Genomic DNA, 21,897 nt, shown 5'->3' with positions numbered 1-21,897 from the left:
CGCCTATCACGATACGCTTGCCGGGGAGCGGCGGTGGTGATCAAGGGCAAACGAACGACGTCCGTCCTTCTTGTAAGAAGGCTGGTTGCAGTCCAGCCAGTAAGGGTACTGCACGGCAAACGAATCCTGATCACCCGCCCGCCCGAACACGCGGAGGAACTCGCTCAGGCGCTCCGCCATGAGGGGGCTGTTCCCATTCATTTTTCCACCATACACATTGCCCCTATTCCTAATAATCCAATGTTGGATCAGGCGCTTCATGACCTCACCCGTTACGAGTGGGTCATCTTCACCAGCGTCAACGCTATCCCTCCCCTTTTGCAGCGCATTTCGGCATCTGCCTTTACCGTCCGGCAGATCGCTGTGATCGGCGCGGCAGCGGCGCGGGCGCTCCATAAACACGGGATCACCCCCACTGTGCAGGCTGAATCATCGAGTGCAAAGGGCTTGATCGCCGCCCTCCAAAATGGCTATGATTGGCGAGGAGTGCGCGTGTTATTCCCCTGTTCAGAGATCGCCCGTCGCGAACTCCCTGATGCACTCAGGGAGTGGGGCGCAGTCGTTGATGCAATTCCCGTCTATCGCACCGAAGGGGGGACGCCCAACCGCGCCGCCTTTGCCGCGCTCCATGCCGGTGTAGAGGCAGTCACATTTTTCAGCCCGTCCGCCGTTACCCAGTTTGTGAGGTTGCTCAATGACGATGGGCAGCCAATCCCTACCGATACGGTCTGTGTTTGTTTGGGCAAGACAACAGCCGATGCCGCTCATACACGGGGATTCAAGAGGGTACTAACCGCCGAAACAGCAACCATTCAGGACGCGCTGCGTGTCCTTAAGGAGCATTTCCAATGATGAGCTTTCCACGCACCCGCTTACGCCGCCTGCGGACGACCCCCGCCATGCGCCGTCTTGTCCGTGAGACGCGGCTTGCCCCCGTCGATTTCGTCTACCCCCTTTTTGCCGTTCATGGGCGCGATGTTCGGGAGGAGATCAGCGCCATGCCCGGCGTCTTTCACCTCTCTGTTGATCAGATTGCGGCGGAGGCACGCGAGGTTGCCCGTTTGGGAATTCCCGCCGTGATTCTGTTCGGCTTGCCCGCCAGCAAAGACCCCATCGGTGTCGAAAATTTCGCCCCCGATGGCATTGTCCAACAGGCAGTTCGCGCCGCAAAAGACGCCGCCCCAGAGATCGTCGTCATGACCGACGTTTGTATGTGCGAATACACCGATCACGGGCATTGCGGAATCCTCCACGATGGGCAGGTGGCGAATGACCAAACGCTGGATGTTTTGGCACGGGTGGCGCTCTCCCACGCCGATGCGGGCGCCGATGTCGTCGCCCCTAGCGCTATGGCGGATGGGATGGTCGCAGCGATCCGCGCTGCATTGGATGGCAGCAGCCACAGCGGGGTGAGCATCCTCTCCTACGCGGTCAAATTTGCCAGTGGGTTCTATGGTCCGTTTCGGGAGGCGGCACAGAGCGCCCCGCAGTTCGGGGATCGCCGCGCCTATCAGATGGACTCAGGAAATGCGCGTGAGGCGCTCCGCGAGGCGCGGCTGGACGTTGACGAAGGGGCAGATATGCTCATGGTGAAGCCCGCGCTGGCATACCTCGATCTCGTCTGGCGCGTGCGTCAGGCGTTTGATCACCCCCTTGCCGCCTATAATGTGAGCGGCGAGTACAGCATGGTTAAGGCGGCGGCGCGGAACGGCTGGATTGATGAACAGCGCGTCGTCTTAGAGGCGCTGACGGGGATTAAACGGGCGGGCGCAGATATGATCCTCACCTACCACGCCAAAGACGCCGCCCAATGGATCATGGCAGGGGACTAGATCAGATCACGGCGTTACGTTAACTTTACGCTGTAATGTTAACGCTGTAAAGTTATTTAAAAGTTAACGGCGTAAAATGAACACCGTTAAGCGTATCCAGTAACAGCACCAACAAAGGGATGCCATGCCTTACCAAACCACCGCATCAAACCGTCTCTATACTGCCGCCCAAGCGGTGATTCCCGGCGGGGTAAATTCGCCTGTGCGTGCCTTTCGGGGCGTTGGGGGGACGCCGCTGTTCATCAATCACGCCGAGGGCGCGTACCTGTGGGATGCCGATGGCAACCGTTACATTGATTACGTGTTGAGTTGGGGTCCGCTGGTCTTGGGTCATGCTGCCCCCGCTGTGGTTGAGGCAATCCGCAGCCAAGCGGGGCGGGGGACAAGCTATGGCGCACCGACTGCCCTTGAAACCGCCCTTGCCGAACAGGTTATTGCCCGCGTCCCCTCGATGGAGCGCCTCCGCTTTGTGAACAGCGGCACAGAGGCGACGATGAGCGCCCTCCGCCTTGCCCGCGCCTACACCGGGCGGGCGAAAATCGTCAAATTTGCCGGACATTATCACGGACATGGCGACATGCTGCTTGTGCAGGCGGGATCGGGCGTGGCAACGCTTGGCTTGCCCGATAGTCCGGGCGTTCCGGCGGGTGTCACGGCAGATACAATCAGCCTTCCTTTCAACGATCTTCCCGCGCTAGAAAGTGTTTTTGCCGATCATCCAAAGGAGATTGCCGCCGTGATCCTTGAACCGGTGGTTGGCAATATGGGGTTTGTCCTTCCGGCTGAGGGGTACTTGTCCGCGCTGCGCGATCTGACGGCACGACATGGCACACTTTTGATTTTCGATGAGGTCATGACTGGCTTTCGCGTGGCGCTTGGCGGCGCACAGGCGCGATACAGAGTTTCCCCCGACCTGACGACTCTCGGAAAAGTCATTGGGGGTGGCTTGCCCGTCGGTGCCTATGGCGGACGGGCGGACATTATGGCGATGGTTGCGCCGGCGGGGAAGATGTACCAAGCGGGGACGCTCTCTGGCAACCCGTTGGCAATGGCGGCGGGGCTGGCAACGTTGGAGGGCTGGACGCCGGAGGTCTTTGCCCAGACAGAGGCGGCGACGACGCGCTTGGTGAACGGCTTACGAGAGACTGCGGCGGAAAAGGGGATTCCCTTTCAGGCGGGGAGCGCTGGCACGATGTTTGGCTTCTTCTTTGCCGAACAGCCCATCACGGATTATGAGTCGGCAAAGCGCTGCGATGCTGGACGGTATGGGCGTGTGTTCCACGCCTTGTTGGAACGGGGGGTGTACCTTGCGCCTTCCGCCTTTGAAGCGGGGTTTCTCTCCGCCGCGCATGGGGAGGAAGTCATCACGGCAACCTTGATGGCATTCCGAGAGGCGCTGGCGGCGGCGGGGTGAGGGGAGAGATGGGAGGGGCGCATCATCGGCATATCAGTCATATAATATCATCATACTCTGGCGGGATTAGACAATCTACGGCAATCTGTCTATCCTTGTAAGTATGCCGGATGAAGAAGATGGGATCATGCCCTCTCAACAACTGTCCTTGTTTTCGCCGGGATCTGTTCGCCCCTTTAACTACCCTTTTCCCTCAACGCGGTATCAGGGGAGCAAACGAACGTTGGTTGATTGGATTTGGGAAAACGTCTGGCATTTGTCATTTGACACTGTGCTGGATGTTTTCGGCGGGACGGGGGCTGTGAGTCATATGTTCAAGAATGCGGGTAAACAGGTAATATATAACGATCTGTTGACCTTCAATTGGCATATTGGGCAAGCGCTCATTGAGAATCGGCAGGTAACGCTCTCGCCGGGGGATATTGATCGGGTCTTGACTGCTCAGGAAGGGGTGGACTATCCAACCTTCATTCAAAAGACTTTTGAGGGGATATATTTCACCTCTGAAGAAAATGCTGGGCTAGATCGGGTCGTCCACAATATTCAGGCGTTGTTCTCTGACCAATACAAACAAGCACTAGCGCTTTTTGCTCTGTTCCAAGCCTGTCTTATCAAGCGCCCGTACAATCTCTTTCATCGTGCCAATCTTTACATGCGAACTGCCCATGTGGAACGCAGTTTTGGCAATGAAACGACTTGGAACACGCCTTTTGAAAGGCACTTTCGGAACTTTGCCGCTGAGGCAAACCGCGCAATCTTTGACAATGGTCAGACAAATCATGCGCTCCACGTTGATGCAGCGGAAACCCCGACAGGCGCTGATCTGGTCTATATCGATCCTCCTTACCTTAACCGAAAAGGAATCGGTGTTGATTACCGCGATTTTTATCATTTTCTTGAAGGGCTTGTCCATTACGATTCCTGGCGCACCCACATAGACTATCGAAGCAAACATCGCCGTCTGCAACCACAAGAATCGCCTTGGAATCAGGCGGGCGAGATTATAAAGGCTTTTGAGCAACTGATTGAACGACACCGTAAGAGTATTTTGGTGATTTCCTATCGGGACGATGGTATCCCCTCGAAGGATGACTTGATACGCTTGTTGAGCCGCTACAAAAAACAGGTAACCGCATCATCCCAACCTAAACAATACGCTTTGGCTCACGCAAAAGCCCATGAATTAGTGCTGATTGGGCTTTAGATAAACGCCCATGAGCTTGCCACATGATTCCTTTGGGGAACGCTTACTTCACTATATGGATGCCTTTCAGGAACGCCTTGTAACCCCCAACGGTGATTGGACGGTCAAAGGGTTTATTGATATCTACAAGCGCATCTATACCATTTCAATAGACACAAAAGTCTTATCGAAAGTCCTTGAACTGCTTCTATGTCCGGTGATCCTACGTTTTGGAGAAGACCAAGGCTATCATATTGTGCTTGCTCAGACACAAAACCAGTATCCAGATATTAGTCTCATCTCGAAATCTGATGAAAGCGTTTGCATTGCGGTGGATATCAAGACAACCTATCGCACACAGCCCAATAAAAACGGGAACATGCGCGTCAGCGGGATGACGTTAGGAACGTTTGGGGGGTATTTCCGCACTCGTGATCGTCCAGTGAGCAGCACATTTGCCTATAATCGCTATGCGAAGCATTATGTCCTTGGTGTGATCTACAATCGCGTAGAAAACATTGACGAACGAACTGTCTATACGCTTGCCGATCTCGATAGGATTCCTTCTGTGGCGAGTGACTTTCAACTCTTTCTTCACGAGAAATATCGCATCTCCTCGGACATGCCCGGCAGCGGAAATACCAAAAATATTGGCTCAACAACGCATCTGGATCGTTTAATGAATGGAACTGGGGTCTTTGCCAACCTAGGGATTGAAGTCTTTGATGATTATTAGATGAATTATCGCACCCGTGCGATGGCACGAGAAGATGGCTTTGAGGGATCACCTTATACCAATCTCAAGAGCTATCAGGCGTACAAAAAACGGGGAGCGGCAATTTTAGGCATTCCAGAAGATGCCCTTGAAAGCGATATGGAGGATGATGGAGGCAGTAAAAACGATTAGTTGGTCCTACATCAGGAAGATACTAATTCACTCCTTCTTCAGACAAAGAAAGGGTACTTGCACGCCAATACGTGGTAGCGACAGATCTGTGTGGTCGCCTACGTAATCCCAACAGGTTAGAATCTATTTCAAAAATTCCTTCACTCCCCCTACGGTTCACTGTTTAATTTACGAATGGATACTTAGGTTCTGTTCACAGTCTATTTCTCGTAGGGGCGCAAGGCATTGCGCCCATCGCCATGTGTGAGCGCCCGCCGCTGAAGCAGCGGGCTGAAAGTAACCACCCCTTCGGGGCTGAAAGACAACCCCGCATTGTCTATGCTGTTTTAAGCCCCAACGGGGTGATCATCCTTAGCGCGTGGGCTTTACCCGCGCCCCCGCCGGAGCGCACGCAGGGTTGCGCCCGCCGCTAAAGCAGCGGGCTATGAGCAGCCACCCGTTGGGGGCTTGAAAACCAACCGCCCCGTACCTGTTTTGCCCCTCTTTCCCCGTTTACGGGGAAAGGGGAGAGGGGTTCTGAACCCAAAATATCAACAGAGCCTAATGATTCTGGCAGGGTGTCCAGGTCAAATTGGCGTAGCTTCGCGCCACGTCAATATCCCATAGCTGGTTGCCTTCGGCGGTGAGGATGCGCAAGCCGATGGGATCGGCTGCCTTTTTGCTATAGGTGTAGGCAAACAATTTTCCATCCGGCGACCACAGCGGATCGCCCAAGCCATACAACCCCCCTGCCACAGGAAGGGCGGGCGATCCGTCGTTATGGGCGAGATACAAGCCTTCATTGCGATATGGACCAAGTTTCAGCGTGGCAAGGCTGAAATCGGCAAGGGGGAATGCCTTGGGATCGCCAGCAATGCTGCTCATGAACATTCCAGACCGATCAAGCACGCCATCAATGGGACGCCAGCCCTCCCCGGAAACCACATAACGCCAAAGGCGTGTTCCCTCATAGGTATAAGCATCCATGCCCATATTTCCTTCTCCATCTCGCCACCAGAAGCTAAGACGGCTTTTGGGTGAGGTATTCAGAAAGAGGGTGATCTCACGCATCTCTTGCGTGAGGGCGCGCTGTTCGTGGGAGATAACATCAAGACGGTGCGCCTCCCATAACGGCGTTGGCTGCCCTTCCCCACCCCAACTGATGAAGGCAAGGGTTGTGCTATCCAGCCAACGCAGTTCGCGGTAATCCCAGAACCCATGATGGTAGGTGGTTTGTTCCGATCCATCGCGGCGGGCGGTGGTCAGGTAAACTAAGCGCTCAGCACCCTTTCCTTTTGCCCAAACGACAGCCACCCGCGAGCCGTCTCCCGACCAATAGGGAGCGCCCGCATCATCTGCCCCCTTCACAAGGGTGGTTTGCGCTGCTCCATCAATGTTCATCAGGACGACGCGCTGTGTCTCATCGGGATCGTGGAATGTAACCGCCCACCGCTGTGGTTGACTAGCGGTTGGCTCAGGGCTAGGGGCGTCACGCAGCCCACGCGCCACCTCAAGGGGTTGGTGCGCTGCCATGTCATAGCCAAGGATGTCCCACGTTGGGGAGGGGGGTAAGCCTAAACGCCCCCTCACCACTGTGTAATAGAAGCGGCTTTCGCCCACCCACACAAACCACTCGCGGGCAACCTCTGCCTCGTTAAACTCAGCAATCCGTTGGCGTTGGCGTCCATCGGCACTGAGCAGATCAAGGTAGCGGTGGGGGTAATTCACGGAGTAATCCAACGCCAACCATTGCTCGTCTGGCGATTCGATAGCTGTCTGGAGCAAAATGGGCGAATCAAGCAGCAAATGACCTTCCTTGCGCCCATCCGGTTTTAAAATAGAGACCCAGGCACGGGGGGGTTGATCCGTGTTCTGGATGATCATGACATCCTCATCGGGTTGAAAGAAGATGTAGGGGGCGCTCCAGGGCTGCGGGTTTGTGTAGGCGAAACTCTGTCGATCCGACGCCCGCCAGACATAGGCGAAATTGCCCTCATCGATGTTGACGGTGTTCACCAATATCGTCCCATCGTCTGACCAGCGCCAATAGCCCGCCTGATTGGGGAGTGAAAAACGGCTTTCGATCAGGCTGCCATCCTCGGCAACATCGACAACATGCCCCCAAACGGAAGAATCCGCCTCTCGGGTTTGGAAATAGAGGCGTGGTGTTGCCCCCGGCGCAACGGCATAGGTGTAGGCAAAGAGAAGGCGATCCGTGATTGGGATCGGGCGCCCGCCCGCCGTTGGCTCAAGGATCAACTGCCAGCGGGTATAATCGTTAGGGGTATATTCCTGTACAGCGATGGCATAGCGCCCGCCAACATACTCGCGGTAGAGTGAGGGCTGGATAGTCTGTTCGCGGCGGTCACGGACAAAAACACCGCTTTCAACATCAACTAAAAAGCGCCCTTGTGCCTCGTCAAAGAAAAAACAGGTATATCCGGCGGGCTGGCGGCGTCTGTTGTAGATGCCATAGTAGAGCAGCCCACTGAGGATGAGAAACACACCAAAACTAATCAGCATTAGGCGCGGCAGGCGAATGAGTTGAGTCTTCATGGGGGGATTGTACATCGGGGTGGCAGGGGACTCAACGACTCACGGCGCACGCTGCATTTCGTTTCGCAGGTCTTGTGGCTATAATTGAATTTGGTAAAGGGATTTCTCTATGGTTGTTTTGGCGGATTTTCGGAAAGGCGCGGCGATGCCGAAACTCTTGATCGTCGATGATGAGCCGATGACGGTGGAAATGCTTGAAACATTCCTCCAGATCAGCGGCTTTCAGACCGTTGGGGCGCTCAGCGGGGAGGATGGGCTTACCCTCCTGCAAGCAGAGCAGCCAGAACTTCTGATCTTGGATTTGATGCTGCCTGATATTGAGGGCTTTGAAATTTGTCGCCGTATCCGCACGCTCCCAGAATATGCCGCTCTGGCTAATTTGCCCGTCCTGATTATCTCTGCCCGTGTCGATTCTGTCTCTAAGCAGCGGGCGCGTGACGCCGGCGCGGATGGCTATCTGACAAAACCCGTTCGCTTGCAAGATCTTTCCAACGAGTTGAGCCGCCTTTTGAACAAGCCCCGCACGCCCCCCGATGGCGACGGCGGAACGCTTCCTTCAACACCGCCAGCCCCAGCAGCGCCCACGGCACCGATCCCACCGATCCCCCCAACTGGGGACTATTCGGCTGCGCCGCTCAATTAAGCCCACACACACGCTTTACTTCCACGTTTCATGTGGCACTTACTCTCTCGTGTATCACTCAGTATGGTGATCATCGCTATTTTAATTGCTGCTGCACGGGGGAGGCGCTACAGCGAAGCAAGCCCCTACGCGCAGATTGCCACCTTTGCGAACGGAATGCCCTGCCCACGCTTGTGTTTGTTTGGGATTTTCCCCGGCGCAACACCATTTGAGGCGGTGGAGGAAGCCCTTGCCGCTCACCCACTGACGGCTGACCTCCAACGTGGCGAGGAGGGAAACGAGACAACCAGCATCTATACAGGGGCAACCCTTCAAGTGTTCATCCTGCGCGATCCCAAAGGGGATGTGGTGCGCGGCATTGTAGCTATGCCCATCTATGGGCAGCAAAGCAGCAGTGGGATTCTAACGAGGCTAACGCTTGGCGATACGATGCGCTGGTTGGGAACGCCCGCCTATGTGCGGGTTTTGTTAGACATTGGGGGGGTGGAGTGGATGTACCCCAGGTCACACCTAATCGTCGCCACCATCTATAATGCGGAGCCAAACGCCCGCCTGACGATGTTTGATGGGATCGGCTCGCTGCAACTCTATACAGACGATTTTTTCACCGATGCGATTAACGTCCCTACGATGCCCGGGCTGATCAAACGTTGGCAAGGCTTCAGCCGCGTGCTGCGCTACCGTGATTTGCCCACCTTTGTGTTGTTCCCTGAGTGATTGGAAAGCCAAACCACCGATGACCGAACTGCTCTTGATCCGCCACGCCGTGAATGATTATGTCAAAACGGGCAAACTTGCCGGTTGGACGCCAGATGTCCATTTGAATGAGCATGGCAAGGCGCAGGCGATTGCCCTCGGTGAACGGCTGAAAGATACCGCCCTTGACGCCCTTTACAGCAGCCCATTGGAACGCTGCCAAGAAACGGCGCAGGCGGTTTTGGATCATCATCCGCATGTGGCGCTGACGCTTTTGGCGGATGTTGGGGAGGTGCGTTTTGGCGCGTGGCAGGGCGGCGAACTGCGCAAACTTGCCGGGCGTAAGCTCTGGCGGGCGGTACAAGTGTACCCATCGCGGGTGCGCTTTCCCGATGGGGAGACAGACGAGACAAAAGGCGAGACGATCCGTTGGGCGCAGTTACGGGCGGTGGATGCGTTGGAAGGGATCATGGCACGCCACCCCCGCCAACGGGTTGCCGTTGTCTCTCACAGTGACTTGATCAAGCTGATCCTCGCCCACTATTTAGGAATGCATCTCGATTTGTTTCAACGGATTGACATCTCGCCCGCCTCGCTGTCGGTGATCCGCCTGACGCCGAACGGACGCCCGATGATCCTCCAAATGAACGAGACGGCATACCTCCCCGAACCACGCCCCGACGCCAACGACGAACGGCAGATCAGCGTGGTGCGCCCCGTTGTTCACTTGGCATTGGAGGCAGTTGGGAAGCCGGGGAATCGTGTGTTTTACCTTCAAGCAGCAGGCGAGACCGAAGAAACAAAAACGCCGCTGACCTTCCTGTTAGAAAAAACACAAGCCGCGCAGCTTGCCGATCAGATCGATGGCTTTGTGGGGGGTGTTGCGGGAGAGTGGGTTTTTTCGCCCCTTGCCCCAATCGAAAAAATCATGTTTCGTATCGGACGGTTTATGCTAGACTATGATTCTGAATCTGCGCTGATCATCTTGAGAGTGGAGGAGATGCTCGGTGAAGGGGGAGGTGTCCCTCGGCAGGTTGCACTCTGGACAACAGCGGAGACGCTGTTCGCCTTAGCGACACAAGCACGGGCGGTTGTCCAACGCGGACGCGCCTGATTCATTGTCGAATCATACAAACAAGGTAGGGTAAAAGCATTATGCCCGGCATTGAACTTGAAATCAATCCGGTATCGTATATCACGGTGGGAACGGTGGGACCGAAGGGGAAACGTCAGTTTTACCTTCAGGCGGGGGATACGCGGCAAATTGTCTCGCTGATTGTGGAAAAAGAACAGGTGCGGCGGCTTGGTGAGGCGCTCACCGAGATGTTGAATGAGCTTCTCAAACGGGAAGAAACGCCGCTCTCCAACGATATGCCCGACATGAGCCGCCTGAATATGGAACTGCGCGACCCGATTGAAGGGAAATTTCGGGTTGCCTCTATGGGCTTGGGCTACGACGAAGAAAATGACTTGATCGTTCTGGTTGCCCAAGAGTTCGTCTTAAGCGAAGACCCCGCCGATCCGACGTTGGCGCAGCCAAGCACCGTGCGGCTGTGGGGGACACGGCAGCAGTTTCGTGCTTTGGCGCTTTATACGGGTGATGTCGTTAAACAAGGGCGCCCCGATCCTGCCCATAACGGACGGGTCATTTACTACTGGACATGAGGTAATGGTCAATGTCCGCCAGCAGCGATAAGCAAAACCCCACACTCTCTCCCCCGGCGGACAATGCTCAAATTCTCCATGTGCTGACGCATGGCGTCATGACCGAGGCACACGGCGGGTTGCTGAAGTGGAGTTCCAACCGCACCTTTTTGGTCTGTCTAGAGTATGAGGCTGTCCGCCTTTTGGCGGTCTATAAGCCGCAGCGGGGGGAACGCCCCCTCTGGGACTTTCCTGATGGGACGCTTTGCCTGCGAGAGACGGCAGCATATACCATCTCGGCGGCGTTGGGGTGGCACGTTGTCCCCCCGACGGTGCTTCGCGGCGGAACGGGGGGGATCGGCTCGGTGCAGTACTACATCCCGCACGATCCAGAGGTGAATTATTTCACCCTTGAGGAATCCTTTGCCGGTCAACTTCAACAGATGGTCGCCCTTGATCTGATGATCAATAACGCAGATCGAAAGGGGGGGCATTGTTTGGTTGATGAACGCGGCAAAATGTGGGGAATCGATCACGGTATTGCCTTCCACACCGCGCCGAAACTGCGAACGGTGATTTGGGACTTCGCCGGACAGCCAATTCCGGACACTCTCCTGAAGGACATGGAGCGTGTTTACTGCCTTGTGGAGGACCCCTCGCAACCGCTCCGCAGCAGCTTGGAAAAGCTCCTTGATCGGACGGAAGTGGGGGCATTTCTTGCCCGAACGCGAAAGCTCCTCCAGCGGCGGGAGTTCCCCCGTCCGGGTCCGGGTCCGAATTACCCATGGCCGCCCGTCTGAGCCGCCGCCTGATTCTTTCCCTTTGTGCGGGGCTGCTGTTTGCCGATCTGCTGCTGACGTGGAAGGCGTTGAATCCCTACGATGCCTCCCTAGAGCGCGTCCTTGCGGCGGGCGTTTTGCGCGTCGGGATCGACCCCACCTACCCTCCCTATGGCGTTTTTGCGGGCGAGACGATCAGCGGTTTGGACGCTGACCTTGCCGAGGAAATTGCCGCACGGCTTGGTGTGCGGGTGCAGTTCGTCCCGCTTGGGATTGATGGTCTCTACGACGCGCTCGCCGCTGATCAGATCGATCTTTTGCTCTCCGCTGTTGCCTTTGATCCCTACCGCCTAAACGAATTCCTTTACCTCCGCTCCTATATGGATGCCGGGCAGGTGTTGGTGAGCGCCAACGCGACGATCACAACGATGGGGGCAATGGAGGGGCGAACGCTGGCGGTGGAGTATGGGAGTTTGGGCGATGAATTGGCGCGGCGGTGGGTCAGACGGCTGCGGGTGCTGAACCTGACCCACCATCTGACGACGGATGCCGCCCTTGATGCGCTTCGTAGGGGGGAGGCGGCAGCCGCCCTTGTCGATCACACCTCGGCACGGCTCTACCTACGGACGCACCCCGACGCGGGGTTGTTCATTGCCCCGCAGAGCGTCCAAAGCGACCCCTACTGCCCAGTGACGCGCCTGCGGGCGCTGAAACTGGCAATGGCGGTCAACGCAGCGCTAGAGGCAATGGCGGACGATGGGACGCTAGAGAAACTCCTTCAGCGGTGGTTGTGAGTGGCTCACGAACAAGGCATTACTCAGAGGGCAAGCCGCGCAGCAGCCACCAGAGCATTGCCATGCCCCATCCGGCGAGAATATCGGGGGGGGCAATGACCGTCCCATAGCCGTAACTCCGACTGCGGATGCGCCCCGCCACGCGGACACAGACTGCCATTGAATCGGGGGTGGCAAGCAAGACCACCGCGCCACCATGCCCTGTTTGAGTCATGGCGCGTTCTGCCAAGCGCTCTGCCATCGTGCGGGGGTCGGGGACATCAGCCGCCGCCGCTCGCCATTCTGAAGCAAGCGCCTCGCTGACAGGCGTGATCTGAGCAGATGCTTCGGGTTGGCTTGCCAACCGCGCCGCCAAGCCGCCACTCGTGCCGATCTCAAGGATGCTGAGATGGGTGTTCGCCGCGCTCAGGGCGCGGGCAAGCGCCGCCTCCAATGGGTCGCGGTCAACGCCGAAGATGTACGCCCCCAGTTTTTCGCGCACTTCTGCTTCAACGGGGGCAATGAGCGCCGCCGCCGTCTCGTCCGTCTCCGCCCGCGCCGTGATGCGGACATCTGTCCAGCCGCCGTGTGCGTTCAAGCCGACGGTAGGATTCGCCAATTTCTCCAAATGCCCAATCTGCTCATCAATGTGGCTTTCCCCGATCCCCGCCGTGCGGAGGACGCGGGTGCGAATAACCCCGCCCGCCCCAACTTTTTCGCGTAGGTAGGGAATCACCCATTGATCGACCATCGCCTTCATCTCGCGGGGGACGCCCGGGAGGGAGAGGATCAGACGCCCCTTATAGGCAACGATAAACCCTGCGGCTGTGCCGGTTGGGTTGGGGATGATCTCGGCGCGTTCGGGGAGCATCGCCTGAATCCGGTTGTTATCGCTCATCCGCGCCCCAAAACGGGCAAACTTGGCGGCAATATCCTCAAGCAGTTCGGAACGTAGGGTGAGCGCCTGCCCGGTAGCGGCGGCAACACCCTGGCGGGTCATGTCGTCAACGGTGGGTCCGAGTCCGCCGGTTGTGATGATCACATCGGCACGGGCGAGGGCGGCATTGATCACGGCGGTGATGCGCCCTTCATCGTCGCCCACCGTTACTTTATAAGTCACCCGAATCCCGATTCTGCCTAAAGCCTTCGTAATAAAGACAGAATTCGTATCTAGGGTATCCGAATCGGCGGAAAGCAATTCCTCACCAATGGAGATGATTTCGGCAGTGATCGTCAGTGGGGTCATCGTGTGGGATACGTCCAATCATGACTGTCTGTTGGGTAAAGGGGGGTGTATTTGATTCCCGTGCGCGGCTCTGCCATCATGTCGGCAACGGCATCGCGCCAGCGAAGGTAGTGTGCCGTCTCGCGGTGGGCAAGCTGGACGGCGGGATCGCGGTACGCCTCGATGAGGACAAAGCGGGTGGGGTCGTCTTCTTGCTGGATGAAATCGAAACGGAAAATGCCTGCTTCTTGGACGCTGTTCCTGACGTTATCGAGCGCCGCCGCGATGAAAGCGTCAACGAATTCCGGTTTCACACGAATGTGGATAAGGGCAACGAACATGGGTAAAAGCTACTCCTCTCCCGGCAAGCCATAGGTATAAGCGCGTTTTTTGGCATCCAAGCTCTGGCTGAGCAGCGTCCCATAGTTTGCCCCCGCCGCCATCTTACGCGGACGCCATGTCGTGTGAATGTCTTTCACGAAGCTCGCCAGCATCTCGAAGGCGACAACCTCGAAATCAGTCTGCTCAATGCTATCGGCAACGCGGGGCCAACCATAGCCCCAGGCAAACCAGAACCCATCGGAATAAATGAGGAAATCGTAGAAGGACTCCGCCGCCTGATCCTCGCCCACAAAGAGGGCAATCCGTCCGCACGGCTCTTTGAAACGTGCGCCGGGGATTTGCGCCTCGTCACGGGGGTTGGGCCACGCCGCGCCGACCAATGGAACGATGATCACGCTCCAATCCTCGATAATCACTTGGAGCGCCTGCCGCCAACCGCCCGCCGGATGTTGGATACGGCGCGGCGTGCCGAGGGCGGGAATGCCCGCCTGTGTAGCGGCGTGAACGGCTGTCTCCATGCCGCTAAAAAGGCGGTTGCAGAATTCCTGCATGAGTTGTTCGATGTTCTGCAACTGTTGTTTGCGCGTCACCAAAATGCGGCGCAGGGCATTTATGGGGTGATCTTCATCGAATTCCGATTTCCGAATGGGCGCTTGATTTGTCATGGATGGTGTCCTCCTCCCTCAATGTTGTTCCGTATTCTACACCCTAATGCCTTACCACAGAGGTTTCTAAAGAACCCCAATCCCCCCCGGTTACTGCGCAGCAGTCGCCTTTCCCCGTACACAGAGAAAGGGTTAGGGGGTGGGGTTGTTGGGTCAGTCTATCGCTCCTTATTTGTGTGGTGGACGACTAGGGTGTGTTGACATTGTAATTCCTGTAGGGGCGCAAGGCATTGCGCCCATCGCCGCCCGTGAGCGCCCGCCGCTAAAGCAGCGGGCTGAAAGCAGCCACCCCTTCGGGGCTTGGAAACCGTCAACACAGCCTACGTAAATCTGTGGTCGTACCTAGCCGTGACGCTGCATAAAGCGGTGAAGGCGCTCTAACGCCTGTTCGATCTTTTCATAGGCTGTGGCATAGCTGGCACGGGCATAGCCAACGCCGCTGCCGCCAAAAGCGCTCCCCGGCACCATGGCGACACGCTCCTCTTGAAGCAGTGTCTCGGCAAAGGTATTTTCATCCATCCCCGTCGCGGTGATGTTGGGGAAGGCATAAAATGCGCCCTTTGGCTCGAAACAGGTCAGCCCCAACTCATTAAAGCCGCCGACAATCAGCCGGCGACGGCGGTCATATTCGCCAACCATCGCCGCCACATCAGGTTCGCCGTGTGCCAGCGCCTCCAACGCTGCCACTTGCGCCGTTGTTGGGGCAGACATGATCGTGTATTGATGTACCTTGCGCATGGCGGCAATCACATCCTTATTGCCAGTGGCGAAGCCGATCCGCCAGCCTGTCATGGCATGGCTTTTGCTAAATCCGCCGAGGACTACCGTCCGTTCGCGCATTCCGGGAAGGGTGGCAAACTGTGTATGCTGGAATCCACTATAAATTAGCCGATCATAAATCTCATCGGAGATCACACATAGATCGTGTTTTTCAGCGAGGGTGGCAATCGCCGCCAGTTTTTCACGGGGCATGACTGCGCCGGTGGGGTTGTTTGGGTAGCCAATCAGAATCGCTTTTGTGCGCGGGGTGATTGCCGCCGCGATTTGTGCGGCGCTTACCTCAAACTGATCGGCAAAAAAGGTGGGGACGGTGATCGGCATGCCGCCAGCGAGGGTCACTTCCGGCGCATAGGCGACGAAACACGGTTCAGGGATGATCACCTCATCCCCAGGGTCAAGGATCGCCGTCATAACGAGGTAGAGCGCCTCGCTAACGCCGACAGTGATGAGGATTTCTTGCTCTGGGTGATAGACGATCCCGTAAAGGCGGGCAATGTAGTCCGAAAGCCCCCTGCGCAGTTCGATTGTCCCCGAATTGCTGGTGTAGTGGGTATCGCCCCGCCGCAGCGATTCGATGCCGGCATTCAGAATGCCCGTTGGCGTGACGAAATCTGGCTCGCCAATGCCGAGGGAGATCACATCGTCCATGGTCGCGGCGATGTCAAAAAAGCGCCGAATGCCTGATGGCGGGACGCCCGCCACACGGTTGGAAATAAAATTTCTCATGCCGAAAAAATTCCTTCTTAGCTTATGCCAGCCACTACGAGAACCCCACTGCCGAACTATCCCCAACGTTCAAGGTGCGGAAGCGCCCTTCGACAACGGCGTTACGCCCGATCAGGCTTTGTTCCAGAAGGGAGTTTTCGCAGCGTGCGCCATCATCAATGATGGTATCGCGCAGGATGCAGGAGTCGATCACGCAGTTTGCGCCAATGGTGACATAGGGTCCGATCACCGAGTTTTTGATCTTAGCCGTTGGGGAGATGTTCACCGGCGGGATGATGATCACCCCCTCTTTATCGATGATCTGCTCGCTGTTGTCGTTCTCGTGTTTAAGTAAGTAACGATTCGTGGCGAGGACGGTATCAGGACGCCCACAGTCCAGCCATTCGCTGACACGGCGGGTTTTGAAGCGCACCCCGCGCTCAATCATCAACTGCATGGCATCAGCAAGGAAATACTCGTTCTTCGTCATCTTTTTTTGCGTCATGAGGTCATCAATGGCGCTGATGAGGGGGTTGCTTTGCTCAAAATAGTACAGCCCCACCACAACAAGTTTATTCTCGACACTCTCTGGCTTTTCGACAAATTGGGTGATGTAGCCTTGATCGTTCAGGGTGACCACCCCGAACGGACGGGGGTCTTCCACCTCTTTGACGAAGATCAGCGAGTCGCCATCGGGTTGGGAAAGCCCGCTGAGATTTGTCTCAAAAAGGGTATCGACAAAAATGATGAAGACGGAATCATTGTTCAGATGCTCCCGCGCCAACCATATGGCGTGCGCCTGCCCAAGCAGTTCGCGCTGTTCGATGAAACGGGCGGGAATTTTATATTTCGTGGTGACGTATTCTTCAACCTGTTCACCGAGGTAGCCAACAATGAAAATGTATTCATCAATGGGCAGTCCGGCAATTTTATCAAGCAAGTGACCGAGGACAGGCTTTCCCGCGACGTTGATCAAGGGTTTGGGTTTGGTGAAGGTGTGCGGACGTAAGCGCGTCCCAAACCCGGCGAGGGGGATAATGACTTTCATAGCAAAACTCCATTTTATCGTTTGTGGGGCGGAGCGAATAGGCGCAGCGCCCCACATGATGATAGAAATCTATTTCCGAGGCTGGCTAACAGGCAAGCACGCCGCTCGCGTTGCAATCGAACCGAGCAGTTAGTCGATCTCCACCGCCATAGCGACAGCTTCCGCCCCACCGAGGCAAAGGGCGGCAATGCCCCGTTTTAAGCCCCGCGCCTTCAGCGCATGGATGAGCGTCACCAGGACACGCGCCCCACTCGCCCCCACCGGATGCCCTAGAGCGATAGCGCCGCCGTTCACGTTCAGTTTTTCCATAGGGAGCGTGTACCCTTCGCGTTCCAAGCCGCGCACATCAGCGAGGACTTGGGCGGCGAAAGCCTCGTTGATCTCAAAAAGATCGACCTCCGCCATAGTCCATCCGGCGCGTTGGAGGGCAATCGGAATCGCTTTCACGGGGGCATAGAACAACCACTGCGGATCGAGCGCCGCCTGCCCATAGCCAACAATGCGGGCAAGGGGGGTAATACCCTTTGTCTCAGCATATGCCCGCGTGCTGACGACCACCGCTGATGCACCATCGTTCAAGCCCGGCGCATTGCCCGCCGTGACACGCCCATTGGCTTCAAAGGCGGGTTTCAATTTCCCCAACGCCTCTACCGTCGTCTCCCCCCGGATGGGTTCGTCGCTGGTGATGCGTGTTTCGCCCTTTTTATCCGCCATTACCAGGGGGGTGATCTCCGCCTGAAATGCGCCGCCTTCGCTGGCGCGTGCCGCCTTTTGATGGCTTTCATAGGCAAAGGCGTCCATTTCCTCACGAGTCACTTCCAATTGGTTGGCAATGAATTCCGCCGCGTTGCCCATCAGCCAGTTTTGCAGCGAACACCACAACCCATCGTGTTGAAGGCTGTCTTTCAGTTCTACATGCCCATAGCGTGCGCCGGTGCGTGTGCTGAAATCAAGGTAAGGGGCGTTGCTCATGCTCTCTGCGCCGCCTGCCACATAAAGCGAGCCATCCTGTGCTTTAAGGGCGTTGGCGGCGAGCATAATCGCTTTCAGACCGCTCCCACAGGCTTTGTTCACTGCCAAGCCGCCAACGCGATCTGGGTAGCCCGCCCCGATCCACATTTGGCGGGCAACTGCCTGCCCCGCGCCGGCGGGGACAACCTGCCCCATGATCACCTCGTCCACCTCGGCGGGGTCAATGTGGCTGCGTTCGACAGCGGCTTGAATAGCGGCTTTGCCCAAATCCACCGCTTTGTAGGGTTTCAACGCCCCTAAAAATTTTCCGTGCGGGGTTCGCGCCCCACCGAGAATGACAATATCTGTTCCGTGTTTTTCGTGCTGTCCGTTCGTCGGCATTCTATCTCCCAAAGTTTCTAGAAAATCGTATTTGTTTGCGTGCTTATTCCCATGCCTCGCGCAGACGCCGCCATGTCTCGTCCAGCAGTTCGGGGATCACCCGCGTGCTGCCGACCACTGACATAAAGTTTGTATCGCCCGCCCAACGAGGGACAATATGAAAATGAAAATGCCCGGCAATACCCGCTCCGGCTGCCTCACCGAGGTTTGCCCCAACGTTGAAGGCATTCGGGTTAAACGCCGTGCGAAGTGCCTTAAGCGCCCGGTTGGTGGTCGCCATGAGATCAGCCAACGCCTCTGGGGGAAGGTCTTCCAGAGAGGCGACATGGGCATAGGGAATGATCATCAAATGACCATTGTTGTAAGGGTAAATATTCAAGGTGACATAGACATGCGTTGAGCGAAAGACAATATGCTCTGCGGCATCGTCTGCCGTTACTTTGGCACAAAAAATACACGCCATAGCGGGTTTGGGCTTACTCGTTTCGGTCTCCCCGCGCAGGTATCTCATGCGCCAAGGTGAGAATAGATGATCCATGATGGTTGTATGTGGTGCGCTTGGCAAAACAGGGTGTCATTGTAGCAAAAAGCAAGGGGCGGGGATAGGCATAGATTTCGCCGGCACGCTCTCTATTGATTTTGTGCCGAAGGGATTTCACTCTCCTCATCCCCTAGCGGTCTATCAGGAGGGCAGCCCTAGAAAGAGACAGCCCTCATCCCCTGCCCCTTCTCCCACAGGGAGAAGGGGAATTAATGCATCCGATAGGAAAGCGTGCCGTGCGCCGCAGCTGGCTTAAAAAGTAAACTGCCCATTCTTGTAGAACAATTCGCCATCAACGACGATTTCTGAGCCGTTGCGCATGTCGCAAATCATGTCCCAATGAATGGACGACTCGTTCACGCTGCCCGTTTCGGGGTAGCCACGCCCAAGCGCCATATGGATGGTCCCGCCGATTTTTTCATCAAACAAGATATTTCCGGTGAAACGTTGAATCCCAAAATTTGTTCCAATCGCCCATTCACCGAGGTATTTTGCGCCGGGGTCGCTTGCCAACTGCGTCAAGAGATATTCTTCGTTCTTTTTCGCTGTGGCATGGACAACCTTCCCTTGTTCAAAGCGCAGTTCGACGCCATCGACAATGCGCCCCTCGCGGATTGCCGGATAGGTGAAGCGCACCCACCCGTTCACCGAATCCTCGACGGGTCCGGTGAAGATTTCCCCGCTAGGCATGTTGTGTGTTCCTTCGGAATTCACGAAGGTGCGCCCCTCGATGCTGAGCGTCATATCAATGTTTGGACCGTGAACGTGGACGTTCTTTTTTCCCTTCAGCCAATCGACATATTTTTGTTGATTCTTGCCCAACTCTTTCCAAAGGCGAATCGGATCGGGCTGATCGGCAAACGTTGCCCCGTAGACAAAATCCTCAAACTCGGTGAGGCTCATGTCGGCTTCTTGGGCATAGGCTTCGGTGGGAAATTGAGTCAGCGTCCAGCGTTGGTCGCCTGACGCGGAACGCGCAAAGCGGATTTTTGCTAGTTCTGCCCGTGCTTTTGCCCGCAGCGCGCCCCGTTGGGGGTTGATGGAAGAACTGCGGCGCGTGTTGTTTGTGGCGCGAATGTTGATCAGCACCTTCGCATCTTTTGCGATCCAATCTTCCAGAGGGGAAATCCATTCCAGTTGGTCGTCCGTCCCCAAGCGGGTGAGGGTGTCTGTCATATCCTCATCCAAAAGATAAGGAATACATCGTCCGCCGGCTTGCACAACATACTTATAGGTTTCTCGAATCAACGGCAGGGCGACGACCTCACCGGTGAGAAAAACGGTTTCCCCCGGCTGAACAGCAACCGAGTATTCGACTAAGGTTCGAGCAAGGTTAACAACACGAGGGTCTGGCATAAGAAACCATCCTTTTCAGAATCATTTTTCATTTAAGGTGAGGAAAGTATGCCACACCTTTGACCGCTTTGGGTGTAGTAGTCCGTCAGGAAGGTAATTAATGTTAAGAGTTACGCACAGACCCTCACCCCCTAGCCCCCTCTCCCGCGCAGCGGGAGAGGGGGAAATCATCCTTTTGAGGGGGAAGCCCCCTCAATCTTCCCCTTCCGATGAATACGGGGTAAACACGTTCAACTGCGTAAGTCCTAAATGTAATTCCCGTGGGGGCGCAAAGCCTTACGCCCATCGCCGTCCGTGAGCGCCCGGCGCTAAAGCAGTGGGCTAAGAAGAACCACCCCTACGGGGCAAGACGCCGTTCGTCTTTCCCCCTTTCTTCGCGTGCGTGGGAGAGGGGCTGGGGTGAGGGGTTCTTTTCCTGACCCCGCCGCTAAAGCAGCGGGCTAAGGCTAACCACCCCTTCGGGGCTTGGAAGGCAAAAAAATACCCTTCGCCTTTCCCCCTCTCCTCGCTTGCGTGGGAGAGGGGCTAGGGGTGAGGGGTTTCGGCTCACCCAATCAGCCCATTATAGGCTTATTCTGAGGCGGGCGGTTGGTAGATGAAGAACCACTTCGTCTCTAGGTAGGTCAAAAACCCATCATATTCCAGCGATGCTAACGCAAGGTTGAATGGCGCTACCAAGTCGCTCCCCTTTGGGAAGATCAGCCCAAGCGGGTCGAGGGAAATCACTTCGTCAATGAGTTTCAACTTCCCCGCGCTGGCGCTGATGAACCCCACACCGGAGACAGCATCCGTCACCACCGCATCGATATCCCCATTGATCAGGGCTTCAACAGCAAGGGCAAACTTGGCATAAGGGACAACCCGCGCCGAGACATCCCCACCAGCATCGTCCACGAAGTATTCCGCGCTAAAGTAGGATGTTGTTCCCGGCTGCGCCCCAAATTTGGCGTCCTTATCCTCAAGGAACGCCTTCAGTGAGTCGTAGCGTGTTTCATCGGCACGGACGAGAAGTTTTTGCTCCACGACGACGAAGGGTTCGCTAAAATCGACCTTCTCTTTGCGTTCATCTTTGATGGTGATCCCAACGTGACCGAGATCATATTCGCCTCGGCTCACCGCTTCAATCATCCCCGCCCATTCCGCCGTTTTGTGATCGAGCTTGCAGTTCAGCCGGCGGCAGAGTTCATCGAGAAGGTCATATTCAAAGCCGGTAATTTTTGAGGATACCGTGTCCAAAAAGGAAAACGGAACGTAATCGTTCGAGGACACCGCCACAATCGTTCGCCCGCCGAGGTCTGGCAAAATGGGCGGGACGTTGTTGGGATTATTATCTTGGGCAGTGACGACCCCAATCACGCCAAAGGTCAGCATAACCGCAACAAGAAAAATCATCACTTTACGCATCAGGGGAACTCCTCTACAGATTGTTTTGGATGAACGAATTCTAGCATGGAGGATTTCATTTTGGCATATACT

The 21,897-nt window shown here is 56.2% G+C and carries 20 protein-coding genes and 1 pseudogene; 11 read left to right on the top strand and 10 right to left on the bottom strand.

Annotation, left to right across the window (positions count from 1 at the left end):
• Positions 1 to 36: 36 nt before the first annotated feature.
• The 5 genes and pseudogenes from HS103_04285 to HS103_04265 all read left to right on the top strand — a co-directional run bounded on the left by HS103_04285 (position 37) and on the right by HS103_04265 (position 5,336).
• Complete coding sequence (locus HS103_04285) at positions 37 to 852, top strand: uroporphyrinogen-III synthase (protein MBE7512017.1); 816 nt, start codon at positions 37 to 39, stop codon at positions 850 to 852.
• Positions 852 to 1,832, top strand: coding sequence for a porphobilinogen synthase (gene hemB, locus HS103_04280; protein ID MBE7512016.1), 981 nt, complete (start codon positions 852 to 854; stop codon positions 1,830 to 1,832). The genes HS103_04285 and hemB overlap by 1 nt, the downstream gene beginning before the upstream one ends.
• Positions 1,833 to 1,956: 124 nt before the next feature.
• On the top strand, positions 1,957 to 3,246 hold the full coding sequence (gene hemL / locus HS103_04275; protein ID MBE7512015.1) for a glutamate-1-semialdehyde 2,1-aminomutase: 1,290 nt from the start codon (positions 1,957 to 1,959) through the stop codon (positions 3,244 to 3,246).
• A 127-nt stretch (positions 3,247 to 3,373) separates the two neighbouring features.
• Positions 3,374 to 4,450 carry a DNA adenine methylase gene (locus HS103_04270; protein ID MBE7512014.1) on the top strand — a complete coding sequence of 359 codons (1,077 nt, stop codon included), beginning with the start codon at positions 3,374 to 3,376 and terminating at the stop codon, positions 4,448 to 4,450.
• Between the two features lie 55 nt (positions 4,451 to 4,505).
• Positions 4,506 to 5,336, top strand: a pseudogene (locus tag HS103_04265) (restriction endonuclease).
• A gap of 540 nt (positions 5,337 to 5,876) precedes the next feature.
• Here HS103_04265 and HS103_04260 read toward each other — a convergent pair.
• On the bottom strand, positions 5,877 to 7,871 hold the full coding sequence (locus HS103_04260; GenBank protein ID MBE7512013.1) for a PD40 domain-containing protein: 1,995 nt from the start codon (positions 7,869 to 7,871) through the stop codon (positions 5,877 to 5,879).
• Between the two features lie 109 nt (positions 7,872 to 7,980).
• Here HS103_04260 and HS103_04255 point away from each other — a divergent pair, with 109 nt between their 5' ends.
• From HS103_04255 to HS103_04230, 6 genes are all read left to right on the top strand, one after another.
• On the top strand, positions 7,981 to 8,514 hold the full coding sequence (locus HS103_04255; GenBank protein ID MBE7512012.1) for a response regulator: 534 nt from the start codon (positions 7,981 to 7,983) through the stop codon (positions 8,512 to 8,514).
• Between the two features lie 63 nt (positions 8,515 to 8,577).
• Positions 8,578 to 9,231, top strand: a complete 654-nt coding sequence (locus HS103_04250) for a hypothetical protein (protein ID MBE7512011.1) — start codon at positions 8,578 to 8,580, stop codon at positions 9,229 to 9,231.
• A gap of 19 nt (positions 9,232 to 9,250) precedes the next feature.
• Complete coding sequence (locus HS103_04245; protein ID MBE7512010.1) at positions 9,251 to 10,324, top strand: DUF3090 family protein; 1,074 nt, start codon at positions 9,251 to 9,253, stop codon at positions 10,322 to 10,324.
• Between the two features lie 41 nt (positions 10,325 to 10,365).
• Positions 10,366 to 10,875, top strand: coding sequence for a DUF3090 family protein (locus HS103_04240; GenBank protein MBE7512009.1), 510 nt, complete (start codon positions 10,366 to 10,368; stop codon positions 10,873 to 10,875).
• A gap of 11 nt (positions 10,876 to 10,886) precedes the next feature.
• The gene (locus HS103_04235) at positions 10,887 to 11,654 is read left to right on the top strand and encodes an SCO1664 family protein (protein MBE7512008.1); all 768 of its coding nucleotides are present in this window, start codon (positions 10,887 to 10,889) and stop codon (positions 11,652 to 11,654) included.
• Positions 11,639 to 12,427 (top strand): amino acid ABC transporter substrate-binding protein, encoded by a 789-nt coding sequence (locus tag HS103_04230; GenBank protein MBE7512007.1) that lies wholly within the window; start codon positions 11,639 to 11,641, stop codon positions 12,425 to 12,427. The genes HS103_04235 and HS103_04230 overlap by 16 nt, the downstream gene beginning before the upstream one ends.
• Positions 12,428 to 12,446: 19 nt before the next feature.
• Here the strand turns inward: HS103_04230 and HS103_04225 are convergent, their stop codons facing one another.
• From HS103_04225 to HS103_04185, 9 genes are all read right to left on the bottom strand, one after another.
• On the bottom strand, positions 12,447 to 13,652 hold the full coding sequence (locus tag HS103_04225) for a CinA family nicotinamide mononucleotide deamidase-related protein (protein MBE7512006.1): 1,206 nt from the start codon (positions 13,650 to 13,652) through the stop codon (positions 12,447 to 12,449).
• Complete coding sequence (locus HS103_04220; GenBank protein MBE7512005.1) at positions 13,649 to 13,972, bottom strand: antibiotic biosynthesis monooxygenase; 324 nt, start codon at positions 13,970 to 13,972, stop codon at positions 13,649 to 13,651. The genes HS103_04225 and HS103_04220 overlap by 4 nt, the downstream gene beginning before the upstream one ends.
• A 9-nt stretch (positions 13,973 to 13,981) precedes the next feature.
• Positions 13,982 to 14,638 (bottom strand): hypothetical protein, encoded by a 657-nt coding sequence (locus HS103_04215; GenBank protein MBE7512004.1) that lies wholly within the window; start codon positions 14,636 to 14,638, stop codon positions 13,982 to 13,984.
• A gap of 342 nt (positions 14,639 to 14,980) precedes the next feature.
• Complete coding sequence (locus tag HS103_04210) at positions 14,981 to 16,144, bottom strand: aminotransferase class I/II-fold pyridoxal phosphate-dependent enzyme (GenBank protein ID MBE7512003.1); 1,164 nt, start codon at positions 16,142 to 16,144, stop codon at positions 14,981 to 14,983.
• A gap of 34 nt (positions 16,145 to 16,178) precedes the next feature.
• Positions 16,179 to 17,171 carry an NTP transferase domain-containing protein gene (locus tag HS103_04205; GenBank protein MBE7512002.1) on the bottom strand — a complete coding sequence of 331 codons (993 nt, stop codon included), beginning with the start codon at positions 17,169 to 17,171 and terminating at the stop codon, positions 16,179 to 16,181.
• Between the two features lie 129 nt (positions 17,172 to 17,300).
• Entirely contained in the window at positions 17,301 to 18,524 is a 1,224-nt protein-coding gene (locus tag HS103_04200) for an acetyl-CoA C-acyltransferase (GenBank protein ID MBE7512001.1), read from the bottom strand.
• Positions 18,525 to 18,567: 43 nt separating this feature from the next.
• Positions 18,568 to 19,062 carry an HIT domain-containing protein gene (locus HS103_04195; GenBank protein MBE7512000.1) on the bottom strand — a complete coding sequence of 165 codons (495 nt, stop codon included), beginning with the start codon at positions 19,060 to 19,062 and terminating at the stop codon, positions 18,568 to 18,570.
• 255 nt (positions 19,063 to 19,317) lie between these two features.
• On the bottom strand, positions 19,318 to 20,421 hold the full coding sequence (locus HS103_04190) for an aminopeptidase (protein MBE7511999.1): 1,104 nt from the start codon (positions 20,419 to 20,421) through the stop codon (positions 19,318 to 19,320).
• A 570-nt stretch (positions 20,422 to 20,991) separates the two neighbouring features.
• The gene (locus HS103_04185; protein MBE7511998.1) at positions 20,992 to 21,825 is read right to left on the bottom strand and encodes an amino acid ABC transporter substrate-binding protein; all 834 of its coding nucleotides are present in this window, start codon (positions 21,823 to 21,825) and stop codon (positions 20,992 to 20,994) included.
• Positions 21,826 to 21,897 lie beyond the last annotated feature (72 nt).

This window comes from Anaerolineales bacterium (assembly GCA_015075625.1).
In the GTDB taxonomy this organism is placed as follows: Bacteria; Chloroflexota; Anaerolineae; order Aggregatilineales; family UBA2796; genus UBA2796.
The sequence above is the reverse complement of the archived record's forward strand: the minus strand, read 5'-3'. Positions and strand labels throughout refer to the sequence as shown.